A 15,996-nucleotide genomic window follows, 5' to 3' on the forward strand; every position below is an offset into this window, starting at 1 on the left:
TATGGGTATCCTGCGCAAAGAAAAGATGCGGACCGTCAACAGCTCGACAGCGGGTGACCGGCATTTCGAGGTGTTCAATCCCTATACCAACGAAGTGATCGGCACCTGCCCGAAAGCGAGCCTCGACGATATCGCTGGTGCCTTCCGTACCGCGAAGAACTACAAGCCGACCTTGAGCCGTGCCGACCGCAGCCAGATCCTGCGCAAAACGGCGGAGATCCTGGTCAGCCGCCGGCAAGAGATTGCCGAACTGATCACGGCGGAGTCCGGCCTCTGCATCAAAGACACGCTCTACGAAGTGGGCCGCGCTTATGACGTGTTCCACCTCGCCTCGACCATCGTCATCAAGGACGATGGCGAGATCTTCTCCTGCGATATCACGCCTCACGGCAAGAAGCGCCGGATCTATACTCAGCGCGATCCGTTGTTGAATGCGATTTCCGCGATCACGCCATTCAACCACCCGCTCAACCAGGTGGCGCATAAAGTGGCACCGTCGATCGCCACCAACAACCGCATGGTGCTGAAGCCGTCAGAGAAGACGCCCCTGACGGCGTTGGTACTGGCCGACGTGCTCTATGAAGCCGGCCTGCCGAAGGAAATGTTCCAGGTCGTCACCGGCGATCCGCGCGAGATTGCCGATGCGCTGCTGACCGATCCCAATGTCGATCTCATCACCTTCACGGGCGGTGTCTCAGTCGGCAAGTATATCTCGGCGCATATGGGCTATCGCCGGGCCGTCCTGGAACTGGGCGGCAACGATCCGCTCATCGTCATGGAAGACGCTGATTTGGAGGAGGCGGCGACCCTTGCTGTGGCCGGTTCCTACAAGAACTCCGGCCAGCGCTGCACGGCGGTGAAGCGTATGATCGTGGTCGAGAGCGTCGCCGATCGCTTCGTCGAACTGCTGTTGGAGAAGACCAAGAAGATCAAGTACGGCGACCCGATGGATCCCGAGACCGATATGGGTACCGTGATCGACGAGGCCTCGGCACGGTATTGCGAAGATAAGGTCAACGACGCTGTCGCGCATGGCGCCAAGCTGCTCTATGGCAATATCCGCAAAGGGGCGCTCTATTCGCCGACCGTGGTTGATCATGTGCCGTTCGATTGCGACCTCGTGCGTATCGAAACCTTCGGGCCGGTCTCGCCCGTCATTCGCGTCAAGAATATTGATGATGCCATCCGTGTTTCCAATTCAACCGCCTATGGCCTGTCATCGGGTATCTGCACCAATCGGCTCGACTATATCACCCGTTTCGTCAAGGAGTTGGAGGTCGGTACGGTCAATATCCGGGAAGTGCCGGGTTACCGGATCGAGATGTCGCCCTTTGGCGGCATCAAGGATTCCGGCCTCGGCTACAAGGAAGGCGTCATCGAGGCGATGAAGTGCTTCACGAATGTGAAGACTTACTCTTTGCCTTGGTAATCTTCGGCGCCGCCACCGAGGTTTGCGCAAGGAGCCAGGTCTTGAACGCTAGCACCTTCCGCGCTTCGGCATTGCGGCGGCGGTGCACCACCCAATAGCCGGCACCTGTCTTGAGTCGAGGTGAGAAGGGGACGACCAGGCGGCCATCGGCCATTTCCCGCTGGATGAGTGGCGAGCGGCCGAGTGCGACGCCGCGCCCTTCGAGGGCCAGCTGGATGGCCATGACCGACTGATCGACGGCGATGCGATGCTTCATCCAATTGAAGGAGATTTTCGCTGCCTGCAGCCAATCGGACCAGCCCTGCGGATAGCCGGGCACGTCGATGAGATCGTGCCGGGCAAGGTCTTTGGGAGACTTGAGCCCGGGCTTCCGGCGCAGCAGATCGGGGTGGCAGACCGGAAAGATGCATTCCTCGATCAGCAACGACGCCTCGACATCCGGCCAATCGCCTGTGCCATAGCGGATTTCGATTTCGGCGGTCGAGCGGTCGCTTTCGATTGGCTCAGCCGTGGCCGAGACCTGCACCGTGAGGCCGGGATGCCGGCTGCGGAATCCGTCCAGCCGGTTCATCAGCCACTGGCTGCCGAAGGAGGTCGTGACTTTGACATTGAGGGTCTGTTGCCTGCGCGCCGGCAGGGAATCGTCGATTGCCTCATGCAGCAGGTTGAGGGCGTTGCTGAGTTTCGGGGCGATCAACGCACCGTTGGCGGTCAGCATCAAGCGTCGATTGGCGCGACGAAAAAGGGGGCGCCCGAGATAGGCTTCGAGCGAAGCGACCTGCTGGCTCACTGCCGAGGCGCTGATGTTCAGTTCGGCCGCGGCGCGCGTCATGCTGAGATGCCGGGCTGTCGCTTCGAAGGCACGGAGCCAGGGGAAGGGTGGGGGAGCAGGTCGCATGGCCGAATTTTATCTTTAAGTGGTACTTAACGATCAGCCAAGCTAGGCTCATTTGTCGCAGGCCGCAACCTCGTTCATCATTTGGGAAGTCAAACGCAGCAGAGGTCGCCATGATCAACAGTTTTTCCCATACCGGCTCGAATGTCTCCATTGCGTGGCGGGACGGCGAGGTTGCGGTTTTTCCGGCCATCTGGCTGCGCGACAATTGTCGCTGCGCCGAATGCCGGCATCCGGGCAATGGTCAACGCCTCTATGAGATCACCGATCTGCCGGGATCGCTCAGCATCGGGGAAATTGGCCGCCAAGGCGATGGCGGCATCAGGATTGTCTGGGCCCCGGATGGGCATATTTCTAGCTACTCGGAAGATTGGCTGCAGGCACATGATTTGTCGGCCACCGCGCGCAAGGCGCGCAAACCCCGGCCGCGCCTTTGGAACAGCAGTATCCGTACTGCCATGCCGGTTGGCGACTGGCGGCAGATGGTGTCGGACCCGCAAGCCGAACTTGCTTTCCTCGACTCCTATCATGCCCATGGCTTTGGCCTGATCCGGCATTCACCGACGGTGCCGGAAACCGTCATCGCCATCGGCAATCGCCTCGGGTTCGTGCGTGTCACCAATTACGGGGCCTATTTCGACGTGATGTCGGTGCCCAATCCGACCAACCTCGCCTATACGCCGATCGGTCTCGGGGTTCATTCCGACAATCCCTATCGCGAACCCACGCCGGGCGTGCAGTTGCTGCATTGCCTGCTTTCGGACGCCCCGGGTGGCGATACTTTGCTGGTGGATGGCTTCAATGCTGCGGCGATCCTGCGCAAAGAAGATCCGGCGGCCTTCGATCTGCTGACGCGCATGCCGGTGAATTTCCGCTTCCGCTCTGCCGACGCCGACCTCAATGCGCGGCAGACCTTGATTTCCGTCGACGAGGATGGCGACGTGGTCGGCGTGCATTTCAACAACCGCTCGCTGGATTGGCTTGATGCGCCGGCCGAACTGATTGAACCCTGGTTCGCGGCCTACAGGAAGTTCGCGGAAATTCTGCATCGGCCGGAGGGAGAACTGACCTTCCGGCTCGAACCGGGTGATTGTGTCGTGATGCAGAATGATCGGGCGCTGCATGGCCGGACTGCCTTCGATCCGTCACGCGGTCGTCGTCATTTGCAGGGATGTTATGTTGACCGGGATGGATTGGAAAGCCGCGCTCGGGTCTTGCGCCGGAACTTGAATGAGAAAAAGGAAGTTGCAGCATGAATACGATGCGCGCCATTCGTGCGGCCTTCGACAAGCGCGGCCAGCAAAGCTATGGCGAGGGTGTCAGCCAGCTGGATCATGCGCTGCAATGCGGCTTGTGCGCTGAACGGGATGGTGCCACGCCGGCCCTGATCGTGGCGACATTGCTGCACGATATCGGCCATATGCTGCATGACCTGCCGGAAGATATTGCCGATAAGGGCGTGGATACCGTTCATGAGAGTCTGGGCTCGGCCTGGCTGTCGCAGCATTTCGGGCCGGAAGTGTCGGAGCCGGTCCGCCTGCACGTCGCTGCCAAGCGTTATCTCGCCACCAAAGAGAAGGGCTATTATGACCTTCTTTCTGAGGCATCGCTCCTGTCGTTGAAACTACAAGGCGGTTTGATGACGACAGAAGAAATGGTGGCCTTCGAAAAGGAGCCCTATTGCCGCGATGGCATTCAACTGCGGCGCTGGGACGACGAAGGCAAGATCGCCGGGCTTGAAGTGCCCGATCTTGGTCACTTCGAGCACTATATCGAAAGCTGCCAGAATTCTTAGGCGGCTGCCCTGCCGCAATTCGGGCAGAGGCCCTGCAGTTCGATGGTAAGCCGGCTGACGGTAAAGCCCGCCGCACCGGCGCTCTTCTTGACCGCGGTCGAAATTCCAGCGTCCTGGATTTCGACCGCCGAACCGCACTTGGTGCAGATCAGGAACTGGCTGACATGCCGGTCTTCCGGATGGTCGCAGCCGATGAAGGCATTGAGGCTCTCCAGCTTGTGGATCAGGCCCTGTTCCATCAGGAAGTCGAGCGCGCGGTAGACGGTGGGCGGTGCCGCACCCCGGTCACCCTCGCGGAGATGATCAAGGATCGCATAGGCACCGACCGGCTGATGACTGTTCCAGATCAGTTCCAGGACCTTCCGGCGGAGCGGCGTCAGGCGGGCGCCGCGCTCCGCGCAAAGCGCCTCGGCCCGGGTAAGGGCCTCGCTCTGACAATGTGCGTGGTCGTGGGGGGCAGTCGCCCTGTTGGCGGATTTGTCCATTATTTCAACGTCCATGGCGGCGAGTCATGAGCATTATAGCGGCTCGTCCGGCCTCGGTCCTGCTGTTAAAATATCTCATACTAGTGTGAATAATAATTTCACAGTGTAAAAATGCGTTGACGCTCTCCAAGCCCGGTATATATCAAGCATTAATGCAGCAGGAATGGTCCTGCATATATCCCACTTCACCAGTGTGAATAGGCCCGAGATGCGCGCGTTTCCGTTGTTCATGCGTCTGGAAAACCGACCCGTGCTGCTGGTCGGGGAGGGCGACATGGCGCAAGCGAAGCTGCGCCTGCTGCAAGCAGCCGGTGCGGCGGTAACAATCGTGACCGGGCGTCAGTTCGGTGCGGGTCACGTCTTGGGCATGACGCTCGTGATCGGCGCCACGGGCGACGAGAAGCTAGATGCTGCCGTTTCAGAGGCAGCGCGCACGGCCGGTGTGCCGGTCAATGTCGTCGACCGACCGGAGCTTTCGGACTTCATCATGCCGGCCATCGTCGACCGCGGTGAAATCGTGGTGGCGATCTCGACCAATGGTGGCTCGCCGGTGCTGGCCCAACGCGTACGCGCTGCGGTCGAGGCTGCCTTGCCGCACGGGATCGAGCGCCTGGTGCATTTTGCGCGTCGCTTCCGCGGCGCGGTCAATGCGCGCATCGCTGATCATGACGGCCGGCGCCATTTCTGGTCTGGTTTTTTCGACGGTCCAATCGCCAAGGCCCTGCTGGCGGGTCGTGAGCGTGATGCTGCGCGGGAGGTGATCCGCGCCATCAACGGTACCGTCGCGCCCCATCAAGGCACCGCCATCGAACTGCTCATCGATGCGCGGGATGCGGATCTTCTGACGCTTGGCGACATCCGCGTTCTGCAGCAGGCCGACCTGGTGCTGTTCGACGCCGGTATCGCGCCGGAGATCGTCGATATGGCCCGGCGCGACGCTGTCCGTCGCATCTGGTCCGGTGACTTCCCGCTTCCGTCCAATCAGCGTGTCGTGCGCCTCAAGGCGCGGGCGCAGGCAATCATTCCGGCCCAGGCGGCCAATGCGAGGTAATGTGATGAACCAGATGTTGACCGCGCAATGGCTGTTGGGGGGTGAGTCGATATATTGGACCGCCGCCAATGGCTGGACTGAATCCTTTGCTGACGGCGCACTCTTTGCCGACCAGCCGGGTGCCGAAGCAGCGCTCGCCGCCGCGCAGGAATTCGTCAAGCGACGGCTCGTGGTTGGTCCCTACCTTATTGAGGTTGAGGTCGATGGGGGCCAGCCCAAGCCCACCAGTGCGCGCGAACGCATTCGCGCCGCGCACAACGCCACATTCCCCATCGATCACGGGTCCTGGACGGCCCGGATCGCCGATTGATCGAGGCATAACCCGCGATGTATCGCTACGACCAATTCGACGCCACCTTCGTCCGCGAACGGACCGAACAATTCCGCGGGCAGGTGGCGCGTCGCCTCGCGGGTGAGTTGACCGAGGAAGAATTCCGGCCCTTGCGCCTGAAAAACGGCCTCTATCTTCAGCTCCACGCCTACATGCTGCGCGTCGCCATCCCCTATGGGGAGCTCAACTCGAAGCAGATGCGCAAGCTCGCCTTCATCGCGCGGCGATTCGACAAGGGCTACGGCCACTTCACCACGCGCCAGAACATCCAATACAATTGGCCGCGCCTCGATGACGTGCCTGAGATCCTGCGGCATCTTGCCGAAGTCGAGATGCACGCCATCCAGACCAGCGGCAATTGCATCCGTAATGTGACGGCCGATCACTTGGCCAGCGTCGCTGCCGACGAAATCGAAGATCCGCGCGTCTGGGGCGAAATCATCCGCCAATGGTCCACGCTGCACCCTGAATTCAGCTATCTGCCGCGCAAGTTCAAGATCGCGATCATCGCTGCCGATCAGGACCGGGCGGCCATGCGCACCCATGATATCGGTCTGAAGATCGTGAAGAACGATGCCGGCGAAACCGGCTTTGCCTTCTATACCGGTGGCGGTCAGGGGCGAACGCCGATCATCGGCCCGTTGGTGAAGCCTTTTGTCGCGAAGGAGGACCTGCTCTCCTATCTGGATGCGACCCTGCGCGTCTACAATATGCATGGACGCCGGGACAACATCTACAAGGCCCGGATCAAGATCCTGGTGCAGGCCTTGGGTCCGCAGGAATTCACCCGTCAGGTCGACGAGGAATGGCTGCGCATCAAGGATACCGTGCTGAAGCTTCCCGAAGCCGAAGTAGCACGCATCCGTAGCTATTTTGCGCCACCTGCCTATGAGAAGCTGCCGGCCTTCGTGCCCGAGTTCGAGGCGAAGAAGAACGGCGATGCCGATTTCGCCCGGTGGCTACGCGCCAATACCGACCCGCACAAGGTCGACGGCTATGCGGCCGTGACGATTTCCTTGAAGCCGGTGGGGGCGGCGCCCGGTGATATCACGGCCGATCAGATGGACGCGGTGGCCGATCTCGCTGATGTCTACAGCTTCGGCGAGGTTCGGGCGACGCATCGGCAGAACCTGCTGCTGCCGCATGTGCGCAAGCAGGATCTGTTCGACCTGTGGACGAAGCTCAAATCCGCGAAACTCGCCGAACCCAATATTGGTTTTGTGAGCGATATCATCGCCTGCCCGGGTCTGGACTACTGCAACCTGGCCAATGCCCGCTCGATTCCGGTGGCGCAGCGCCTCTCACGCCGCTTCAGCGATCCCAAGCGCCTGGCCGAGATTGGCGAACTGCGCCTCAACATCTCCGGCTGCATCAATGCCTGCGGCCATCATCATGTCGGACATATCGGCATTCTGGGTGTCGATAAGAAAGGCGAGGAGTTCTACCAGGTGACGCTTGGCGGATCGTCGGCCGAGGATATCTCGATCGGCAAGATACTCGGCCCGGCATTTTCCTATGATCAGATCACCGACGCGATCGAGATCGTGATCGATACCTATATCGGCTTCAGGAACGATCCGTCCGAGCGATTTATCGACACTTATCGCCGTATTGGCATCGAACCCTTCAAGGAGAAGGTCTATGACAGTCTTAAAGAACGGCGTTCCGCAGCCGAATGAATGGGTACGCGTGGCCGATGATGCCGCGTTGCCGGAAGGCGCCAAAGCCATTGTCTCGCTGGAGCGTTGGCAGGCCGACCGCGAGACCTTGCGTCAGCGCAACGCTGCTATCGGCGTATCATTGAAGAGCGACCAGTCGCCGTTGTTGTTGGCGGACGATCTCGCACATATTTCGCTGGTGGCGCTGGAGTTTCCGAAGTTCACCGACGGCCGCGCTTTCTCCTACGCGCGTGTCCTGCGCGATCGACTGGACTATCGCGGCGAGATCCGCGCTTTCGGCCAGGTGCTGCGCGATCAGTATCTGTTCATGCTCCGCTGCGGCATCGACACGATCGAACCGCCGGCTGAGAAGCGCGTCGATGGCTATGCCGAAGCACTCAAGGAGTTTTCGGTTTTTTATCAGCCGACAAACGATGACCGCGAGACGGCGCTGCGGCTGCGTCACGGCTTGGACAAGAACGCCGAGTCCGCTGCGGCCTGATTGTATCCGGTGCCGCGGACAAAAAAAGAGCCCGCAACCGATTGGTTGCGGGCTCTTTCTTGGATGCCGCTTAGAACTTGTAGCCGATACCCATGCCGAAGATCCACGGATCGACATCGACATCGGCCTTCACGCCGCCATTGTTGATGCTGACATCGGTATCCAGGAACAGCCGCTTGACGTCGGCGTTGATATACCAACTGTCGGTCAGCCGATAATCAACACCGATCTGCAGGGCCCAGCCCAGGCTGTTGTCGTAATCGACGTCTTTAGCGATGCTGTTCTTGGCCTCATCGACCGCATAGAAGATCGTGTAGTTGATGCCGGCGCCGATATAGGGGCTGAAGCGCTCCTTCGGGAAGAAGTGATACTGAGCGAGCAGCGTGGGCGGCAGCAGCCACACATCGCCGAGGTCGACATTGCCTGCCGACGTATTCTTCGCCGACACTTCATGATGCGTGGTCGCGGCAATCAACTCGAACGCGATATTGTCCGTGACGAAATAGGTGAAATCGATTTCGGGCATACCGGTATTGCTGAGCTCGGTATCGCCGCCGATCGGGTCGATATCGGCATTGTCCGCCGGAATGACACCGATGCCGCGCAAGCGGATCAGAAAGTCGCCAGCACTCTTGCCCGGCTCAGTGACTTCCTGGGCCGCGGCGGCATTGGCAAGAAATAGGGCGCTCGCGACGGCCAAGCCGGCGAGCCAGATGCGGTTTCTGCTCATTCTTTTTCATCCCCGAAAAAATTCACCTGGGTCCGACAGACTCCCGGTCAAACCCATAGAAAGAATGGGGCGATGAAAGCTTTATGTCAGCTTGGCACAATGACGCGTGACAGGTTGGCGCAGTGCAGCAATCTAGGAAAATAGATTGCGTTGCCTGCTGGCGGCCTTGTGCATTGATTCCGCACTGCTGGCGCCCCCGGGATCGGCGCTGCCGAGTGCCTTGTAGATGGCGAGGGCGCGACCGCGTGCCGCAGCATGATCCACGATCGGGTACGGATAGGTCCGGCCGAGCTTGACGCCTGCATTGAGCAATACGTCGTCTGGGGCAGATGCGGGATCATGAATGAAAGTGCGTGGCAACCGCGCCAGTTCCGGCAGCCAGCGGCGAATATAGATGCCGTCAGGGTCGAATTTCGCACTCTGGGTAGTGGGGTTGAAGATGCGGAAGTAAGGCGCTGCATCGGCGCCCGATCCGGCCACCCACTGCCAGTTCCCGGCATTCTGCGCCAGATCGGCATCGACCAGCGTGTCCCAGAACCATTTCTCGCCATCGCGCCAGTCGATCAGCAGATCCTTGATCAGGAAGGACGCGACGATCATGCGTACGCGATTGTGCATCCATCCGGTGGTCCACAACTCGCGCATGCCGGCATCGACGATCGGAAATCCGGTGCGACCCTTGCACCAAGCCGCGAAGTCCTCCGGTGCCTGCCGGAAGGGAAAGGCATCGAACCGCGTGTTCCAGTTCTGCACCGGCAACCGCGGAAAATGATAGAGCAGGTGCGTGTTGAAATCGCGCCAGCCGAGTTCACGCAGAAAACCGTTAGATGCTGGCGGCGTGTCAGCGGCAAGGCGACGCCAGATCTCGTGCACGCTGATGTCGCCCCAGGCGAGATGCGGGCTGAGGCGGGACGTGCCCTCGACATCCGGCCGATCGCGCGAAGCGCCATAGTCGGGAATCTTGGCCGGCAATCGCTCCAACAGCGCCAGCGCACCGGCTTCGCCCGGTCGCCATTGCGTCGTCATGCCGGCACTCCAGGGGGCTGCTATCTGCAGCGCGGATATATCGAGTGAAGCCGGCCATGCGCGCGGGTGCGTCAGGGCAGTTGGCGCGGCGCAGCGTTCGGGCGCTCGGTAGTTCTCCGCCAGCCTGCGCCAGAATGGGGTGAAGACACGGAACGGCTCACCTTTGAGTGTCTTCAGGCTCCACGGTTCGTGCAGGCGATTGCCATGATGCTCATGTACCTCGATGCCGGAGCCTCGCAGCTCGGTCACGATCTGCGCGTCGGCGGTGAGGCCGCGCGGCTCGAAGCGGCGGTTGAAATGCAACGATCCGGCGCCCGTCTCCTGGGCGAGGCTCATGATCTGGTCCAGGGCGACACCTTGGCGAATGATCAACCGCGACCCCAACTCAGCAAAGGCTTGGCGCAGCGCCGCGAGGCTACGACCTCGCCACCAGCGCGCGGCCCCGCCCATGCGGGGCTCGTCATCGATGAAAATCGGTATGACCGGTGACCCGCCCCTGGCCGCCGCCGTCAAGGCTGGATTGTCGGCAAGGCGCAAATCGCGGCGCAGCCAGAGAAGGGTGGGGCGGGGATCTCGAGTCATTCAATCTGAGCCTGGCAATGGTAGCGTCTGGTACGACAGGCATATGCGGCTGGATCATCGTCGCCACTGGACGGCGGCGGCGTGCCTCACTACGGTTCACGGTCTCATTCTCAACTGTCCGGAGCCGGATGGCTATGCCCGATTCGACTGCCGCCCTGGCCGTCATCTGCGCGATGGCGGAGGAAAAAGCCGCTCTCAAGGAACATATGTCCTTCATTGAGACCCGGGACCTGCTCGGGCGGACGGTGACGCTTGGTCAGCTCGATGGACATGATGTCGTGGTGGCCGAGAGCGGCGTGGGCAAGGTGGCGTCTGCCGTGACCGCAGCTCTCCTGGCGCGCGAGTTCGGTTGTCGCGGCCTGGTGGTCAGCGGCGTGGCCGGCGGGCTCGATCCGGACCTGCATATCGGCGATACGGTCATTGCCCATTCCCTGGTGCAGCATGATTACGGCCACCAGCATGATGCGACGCTGACGCCCTTCCGTCCGGGCGTTCCGCCGCTGGGGTCGAATCGCCGCGACTACGCCTTCGATCTGCCGCGGGATCTAGCCGAGCGTCTGGCGCGTGTCGCCGTGGAGATCGCGCTGCCGGACCTGCCCGACGATCTGTTGCCGCCACCCGCCGAGACAGCCGACCGCCGGCCGGCCGGTCTTGGCCGGCGCGTGTTGATGGGGCGCATCCTTTCCGGCGATCAGTTCATCAACAGCGAGGCTGTGCGCCGTCGGCTGCATACGGAATTTGCAGCCCAGGCCGTGGAGATGGAAGGTGCCGCCGTGGCGCAGGTCGGTGCGCTGCTGGGATTGCCGGTTGTGGTTGTGCGTTGCCTCAGCGATCTTGCCGGATCCGAAAGCCATCTCGACTTTCCCCGCTTCGTTGCTGCCGTCGCACCTGGGGCGGCGATGGTTCTGCGGCGCATCATTCGCGAGCTCTGACGATGCCAGGCGGTCCCGGTCTTCTTGCCAGCAGCATTGTTTTCCTGATTGCCCTCGGCCTCGGTGTCACGGCCAATCTGCAAATGCGCCGTCCCTATGAACGCCGCTGGCACGGGATTCCGTGGTTCGCCATCCAATTCATCGCGGTCGTCATCTGCTTTACCCTGATCATGCATATCGGCTCGCTTCTGGCCGGGCACGAATTGGGTGGTCGCACGCGCTACTGAAAGGGGGCGAGGGCGGATCGCAGGCGCGCCAGTTCGGCCTCCGCTTCGTCGGTCCCGAACGGTGCCGGTGGATTGACGCCCCAGATGGGACGCGGCCAGGCGGGATCGGTCGTGAAGCGGGCGATGACATGCACATGCAGTTGCGGCACCGCATTGCCGAGGGCGGCCACATTAAGCTTGTCGGCTGCGACGAGGTTGCGCAGGACCCGGCTGGCTCGCCCGATCTCCGTCATCAGGCGCTGCTGGTCTACCTCGCTGAGGTCGATAATCTCGCGGATGCCGGCCGCCCTGGGCACCAGGATAAGCCACGGATAGTTGCGGTCGTTCATGCGCAGCAGGCGGCAAAGCGGCCAGTCGCCGATCTGCAAAGTGTCTGCAGACAATTGCGGGTGCAGTGCGAATGTGCTGCTGCTCACATTCTCTCTCCTTGATACATTTCAACAAGGGTAGCGGCCTTGTTTCCGAATCCGGAACTGGGGCAAGGTAGCACATTGTTTAGCTGCAGGTGATCCGCTCATGAAACCGGTACATATCGCCCTGGCGCTGCTGGTCGCAGCCCTCTGGGGGATCAATTTTGTCGCCATCAAGATCGGCCTGAAGGACTTCCCCCCCTTCCTGCTTTCAGCCCTCCGCTTCATTGCCGTCGCATTGCCGATGCTCTTTTTTGTCGGCAAACCCTGTGTCAGCTGGCGCTGGATCATCTCCATCGGCCTGGTGTTCGGCGTGGTCAAATTCGGCCTCCTGTTCCTCGGCATGGATCTTGGCATGCCGGCGGGCCTCTCTTCCCTCGTGCTGCAGGCGCAAGCGCTGTTTACCGTTCTCTTTGCCGTCCTGCTGCTGGGCGAAAGGCTGCGGCCCATCCAGGCGGCGGGCATCGCGCTGGCCGCGGGCGGATTGGTGCTGATCGGAATCGAGCGCGTACAGGAAACCAGCCTTATCGGCCTCGTTCTGGTGGTCGCCGCCGCCTGCGCCTGGGGCTATGCCAACATCCTGATGAAGCAGGCCAAGGCGCCGAACATGCTCAACCTCATCATCTGGGTGGCGGTCATACCGCCTCTGCCGATGATCGGGCTATCCTGGGCATTCGAAGGGCAGGACCGCATCATGGCGACCCTTGCGGCTCTGTCCTGGAGCGGCATCCTCTCCGTGCTGTATATCGCCTGGGCTTCGACCATCGTCGGCTTTTCGCTCTGGGTCTATCTGCTGCGGCTCTATTCGGCCAGCGTCGTGGCGCCGTTTTCGCTTATGGTGCCGATCTTCGGCATCGGTGCATCGGCGCTATTTCTCGGCGAGCAGCTTTCGGTCCTGGAAATTGTTGCTGGCGCCTTGACGCTGCTTGGCCTGCTTTGCGTTGTCCGCGCCCCTAAACCTCAGCCACAGGTCGCCGCCAGTGCTGCTCGCTCTTAGGCCCGTCTTCTCGCTGCTCTTCGGTGCCGGGCTCCTCGTGCTCGGCAACGGACTGATCGGCATTCTGCTGCCGGTGCGGCTGGGCATCGAAAAGGTATCGCCGGACATTTCCGGTCTTGTCATGTCGGCCTACTACCTCGGCTTCATGATGGGCAGCGTCTTGGGGCAAGACATCATCCGTCGCGTCGGGCATATCCGCGCCTTTGCGGCCTTCGCCGCGCTGGCGACGGCGACCTCACTGGTCCACGCACTCTTCTTCGATGTGATCGTTTGGGCCGTGATGCGGGCGCTCACCGGTTTCTGCCTCGCGGCCCTCTATGCCACAATCGAGAGCTGGCTCAATGTAAAAACCAGCAACGACAATCGGGGCCAGGTGTTGTCGATCTATCTCGTCACCACCTATCTGGCGACGCTCATCGGCCAGCTCCTCATCAATGTGCAGGAAATCAAGGGCCTGGGGCTCTTTTGCCTCGGCGCGCTGCTGATGTCGCTCTCCCTTGTCCCCGTCGTGCTCACCCGTGTCGCGGGACCGGAATTGGCAGGGGTGAAACGACTGGGTCTGCGCGTACTCTACAATGCGTCACCCCTCGGCGTGGTCGCCACCTGGGGTGCCGGCATGCTGTCGGGCGCCTTCTATGCGCTGGGCGCCATCTATGCCGGCAGCCTCAATCTCAATATCTGGCAGATTTCTTTGTTCATGGGTGTGCCGATCTTCGGCGGATTCGTCCTGCAATGGCCGATCGGGCGCCTGTCCGACCGCTTCGACCGCCGCACGGTTCTGCTGGGCGTGCTGTCCATGTGCGTGGTGTCCAGTGTGGTGCTGAGCGTCTTCAGCATCAGTGGCGCGGACCTGACGCCCCTGCTGATCGCCGTCGTCTTCCTTGGCGGTGCTTTGGCGACGATCTATCCGCTTGCTGTCGCTCAGGCCTATGACTATGTGGACCGGGCCGACATGGTGGGCGCCTCAGGTGGTTTGCTGCTGGTGTGGGCGATCGGCGGCACCGTCGGTCCGCTCATCGCCTCGTTCTTCATGGGCAGGTTCGGCCCATCGGCACTCTTCGTCTATCTTGCCATCATCGCGGGCGCCATCGCGGCATTCACGGCCTACCGCATGCTCGCGCGACAGGCACGTCCCGCGGCGGAGCAGACGAGTTTCGTATCCATGCAGACGACATCGGCCATCGCAAACGCGCTCGACCCGCGTACCGATCCGCTGCCGGAATTCTATTACAACGACGAGGACCCCGGCGACCGCTGATCGCCGGGGTTTCCATCAACGCTGCGACGTCTGCCAGTTCGGTGACTGCCACACCGGCGCATTGGCCGGGGGCAGGGGAGTCTTCCCCAGGATCATGTCGCTGCATTTCTCGGCCATCATGATGGTGGGCGCGTTGAGATTGCCGCTGACGATTGAGGGCATGATCGACGCATCGGCGACACGCAAGCCGTCGATGCCATGGACGCGCGCCTGCGGATCCACCACCGCCATTTCGTCCGTGCCCATCTTGCACGAGCAGGATGGATGATAGGCACTGTCGCCCCGGCGGCGAATGAAGGCGTCGATCTCGGCATTGGTTTTTACATTGTCGCCTGGATTGATCTCCGGCCCGCGATACTGGTCGAAAGCCTTCTGCGCGAAGATTTCGCGCGTCAGCTTCACGGCGTCGCGGAACTCGCGCCGGTCATTCTCCGTCTGCAGGTAGAAGGGCTGAATACGCGGATGATCCTTGGGGTTGCCGGATTTCAATTTGATCCAGCCGCGCGCCTCCTGGCGCATATTGCCGATATGGACCTGATAGGCGTGGCTGGTGCCATTGACCCGCCCGTGGTCGTTGACGGTCGAGGGCAGGAAATGGAACTGCAGATTGGGATGCTCGATTCCGGCCGAGGAGCGGATGAAGCCGCCGGCCTCCAGCTGCGCTGAGGCGCAGACACCCTTATGATCCAGAAACCACCGCATGCCCGCCAGCACCATCGGCACCGGCTTCGTATATTTATATAGCGTGATCGGCTTGGAGCATTGCTGCTGGATATACATCTCCAGATGCTCCTGCAAATTCTGTCCGACGCCGGGCAGGTCATGCTTCACCTCGACCCCAACTTCGCGCAGATGGTCCGCCGGTCCGATACCGGAGAGCATGAGGAGCTGTGGTGAATTGATGGCGCCACCTGAACAGATCACTTCGCGCTCGGCGCGATAGCGCTTCACCTGCCCATCCTGGATGAACTCGACGCCGACCGCACGCTTGCCTTCCAGCATGATGCGGCTGGTGAGTGCGCGGGTTTCCACCGTCACGTTGCTGCGCTTTTCAGCCGGTCGCAGGAAGGCCTGCGCCGCCGACCAGCGACGACCGTTCTTGATGGTCATGTCCATGCGGCCGAAGCCTTCCTGGCGATAGCCGTTCATGTCATCGGTGTAGGCATAGCCGGCCTGTTGCGCCGCTTCGATGAATGCCTCGAACAAGGGGTTCTGCTGGTCGCCCGTATGGACGTTCAGCGGCCCTTTGTCGCCATGATAGGCATCGCCGCCTTTTTCGCGCGTTTCGGCGCGTCTGAAATAGGGCAGGATTTCCTGATAGGACCAGCCCGGGCAGTTCTCCTTGAAAGCCCAGCGGTCATAGTCGAGCGCATGGCCGCGGATATAGACCATCGCGTTCAAGGAGGATGAACCGCCCAGCACGCGGCCGCGCGGCCAGTACATGACGCGGTTGTCCATGTGGGGCTGCGGTTCGGTATGGTAGTACCAATTGTAGCGGTCGTGGCACAGGTTATACATCAGTGCGGCCGGCATATGGATCTGCCAGTTCCACCAATGATCCTTGGGTCCGGCTTCCAGTACGCAGACCTTGAGGCTGCTGTCTTCGCTCAGGCGATTGGTCAGCACGCAGCCGGCCGAACCGGCGCCGACGATGACATAGTCGAAGGTTGCGTCGAATTTCATGGTCT

Annotated in this window: 17 protein-coding genes; 11 read left to right on the forward strand and 6 right to left on the reverse strand. The window is 61.3% G+C overall.

Annotated elements, in window-relative coordinates:
* The first annotated feature begins 1 nt into the window (after position 1).
* Entirely contained in the window at positions 2 to 1,429 is a 1,428-nt protein-coding gene (phnY, locus tag ACE3OA_RS06255) for a phosphonoacetaldehyde dehydrogenase (protein ID WP_374309011.1), read from the forward strand.
* On the opposite strand, the gene ACE3OA_RS06260 is transcribed toward phnY, so the two are convergent.
* On the reverse strand, positions 1,395 to 2,327 hold the full coding sequence (locus ACE3OA_RS06260; RefSeq protein WP_374309013.1) for a LysR substrate-binding domain-containing protein: 933 nt from the start codon (positions 2,325 to 2,327) through the stop codon (positions 1,395 to 1,397). The genes phnY and ACE3OA_RS06260 overlap by 35 nt on opposite strands.
* A gap of 110 nt (positions 2,328 to 2,437) precedes the next feature.
* Here ACE3OA_RS06260 and ACE3OA_RS06265 point away from each other — a divergent pair, with 110 nt between their 5' ends.
* Together ACE3OA_RS06265 and ACE3OA_RS06270 are read left to right on the forward strand one after the other, a co-directional pair.
* Positions 2,438 to 3,580 (forward strand): TauD/TfdA family dioxygenase, encoded by a 1,143-nt coding sequence (locus ACE3OA_RS06265; RefSeq protein WP_374309015.1) that lies wholly within the window; start codon positions 2,438 to 2,440, stop codon positions 3,578 to 3,580.
* Positions 3,577 to 4,119, forward strand: a complete 543-nt coding sequence (locus tag ACE3OA_RS06270; RefSeq protein ID WP_374309017.1) for an HD domain-containing protein — start codon at positions 3,577 to 3,579, stop codon at positions 4,117 to 4,119. The genes ACE3OA_RS06265 and ACE3OA_RS06270 overlap by 4 nt, the downstream gene beginning before the upstream one ends.
* Here ACE3OA_RS06270 and ACE3OA_RS06275 read toward each other — a convergent pair.
* Entirely contained in the window at positions 4,116 to 4,619 is a 504-nt protein-coding gene (locus ACE3OA_RS06275; RefSeq protein WP_374309019.1) for a transcriptional repressor, read from the reverse strand. The genes ACE3OA_RS06270 and ACE3OA_RS06275 overlap by 4 nt on opposite strands.
* Before the next feature lie 214 nt (positions 4,620 to 4,833).
* On the opposite strand from ACE3OA_RS06275, the gene ACE3OA_RS06280 reads away from it, so the two are divergent.
* The 4 genes from ACE3OA_RS06280 to ACE3OA_RS06295 are packed head-to-tail and all read left to right on the forward strand — an operon-like array spanning position 4,834 to position 8,146.
* On the forward strand, positions 4,834 to 5,655 hold the full coding sequence (locus tag ACE3OA_RS06280; protein WP_374309232.1) for an NAD(P)-dependent oxidoreductase: 822 nt from the start codon (positions 4,834 to 4,836) through the stop codon (positions 5,653 to 5,655).
* A 4-nt stretch (positions 5,656 to 5,659) separates the two neighbouring features.
* Complete coding sequence (locus tag ACE3OA_RS06285; RefSeq protein WP_374309021.1) at positions 5,660 to 5,965, forward strand: DUF2849 domain-containing protein; 306 nt, start codon at positions 5,660 to 5,662, stop codon at positions 5,963 to 5,965.
* Between the two features lie 17 nt (positions 5,966 to 5,982).
* Complete coding sequence (locus ACE3OA_RS06290; protein WP_374309023.1) at positions 5,983 to 7,665, forward strand: nitrite/sulfite reductase; 1,683 nt, start codon at positions 5,983 to 5,985, stop codon at positions 7,663 to 7,665.
* Positions 7,628 to 8,146 (forward strand): DUF934 domain-containing protein, encoded by a 519-nt coding sequence (locus ACE3OA_RS06295; protein WP_374309025.1) that lies wholly within the window; start codon positions 7,628 to 7,630, stop codon positions 8,144 to 8,146. Before ACE3OA_RS06290 ends, ACE3OA_RS06295 begins: the two co-directional genes overlap by 38 nt.
* A gap of 70 nt (positions 8,147 to 8,216) precedes the next feature.
* Here ACE3OA_RS06295 and ACE3OA_RS06300 read toward each other — a convergent pair whose 3' ends face one another.
* Positions 8,217 to 8,876 carry an OmpW family protein gene (locus tag ACE3OA_RS06300; RefSeq protein WP_374309027.1) on the reverse strand — a complete coding sequence of 220 codons (660 nt, stop codon included), beginning with the start codon at positions 8,874 to 8,876 and terminating at the stop codon, positions 8,217 to 8,219.
* Between the two features lie 132 nt (positions 8,877 to 9,008).
* Positions 9,009 to 10,484 (reverse strand): deoxyribodipyrimidine photo-lyase, encoded by a 1,476-nt coding sequence (locus ACE3OA_RS06305; RefSeq protein WP_374309029.1) that lies wholly within the window; start codon positions 10,482 to 10,484, stop codon positions 9,009 to 9,011.
* 134 nt (positions 10,485 to 10,618) lie between these two features.
* Between ACE3OA_RS06305 and ACE3OA_RS06310 the strand changes: the two genes are divergently transcribed.
* Both ACE3OA_RS06310 and ACE3OA_RS06315 read left to right on the forward strand, forming a co-directional pair.
* Positions 10,619 to 11,416: a 5'-methylthioadenosine/adenosylhomocysteine nucleosidase gene (locus ACE3OA_RS06310; RefSeq protein ID WP_374309031.1), complete on the forward strand. Its 798-nt coding sequence runs from the start codon at positions 10,619 to 10,621 to the stop codon at positions 11,414 to 11,416.
* A 2-nt stretch (positions 11,417 to 11,418) separates the two neighbouring features.
* Complete coding sequence (locus ACE3OA_RS06315) at positions 11,419 to 11,643, forward strand: hypothetical protein (protein WP_374309033.1); 225 nt, start codon at positions 11,419 to 11,421, stop codon at positions 11,641 to 11,643.
* On the opposite strand, the gene ACE3OA_RS06320 is transcribed toward ACE3OA_RS06315, so the two are convergent.
* The gene (locus ACE3OA_RS06320) at positions 11,637 to 12,059 is read right to left on the reverse strand and encodes an HIT domain-containing protein (RefSeq protein WP_374309035.1); all 423 of its coding nucleotides are present in this window, start codon (positions 12,057 to 12,059) and stop codon (positions 11,637 to 11,639) included. The genes ACE3OA_RS06315 and ACE3OA_RS06320 overlap by 7 nt on opposite strands.
* Positions 12,060 to 12,159: 100 nt before the next feature.
* Here ACE3OA_RS06320 and ACE3OA_RS06325 point away from each other — a divergent pair, with 100 nt between their 5' ends.
* Positions 12,160 to 13,050, forward strand: a complete 891-nt coding sequence (locus ACE3OA_RS06325) for an EamA family transporter (RefSeq protein ID WP_374309037.1) — start codon at positions 12,160 to 12,162, stop codon at positions 13,048 to 13,050.
* Positions 13,034 to 14,308, forward strand: a complete 1,275-nt coding sequence (locus ACE3OA_RS06330; protein WP_374309039.1) for an MFS transporter — start codon at positions 13,034 to 13,036, stop codon at positions 14,306 to 14,308. Before ACE3OA_RS06325 ends, ACE3OA_RS06330 begins: the two co-directional genes overlap by 17 nt.
* 15 nt (positions 14,309 to 14,323) lie before the next feature.
* On the opposite strand, the gene betA is transcribed toward ACE3OA_RS06330, so the two are convergent.
* On the reverse strand, positions 14,324 to 15,991 hold the full coding sequence (gene betA, locus ACE3OA_RS06335; protein ID WP_374309041.1) for a choline dehydrogenase: 1,668 nt from the start codon (positions 15,989 to 15,991) through the stop codon (positions 14,324 to 14,326).
* Positions 15,992 to 15,996: the final 5 nt, after the last annotated feature.

The sequence above is a fragment of the Dongia sp. genome, from assembly GCF_041906375.1.
In the GTDB taxonomy this organism is placed as follows: Bacteria; Pseudomonadota; Alphaproteobacteria; order Dongiales; family Dongiaceae; genus Dongia.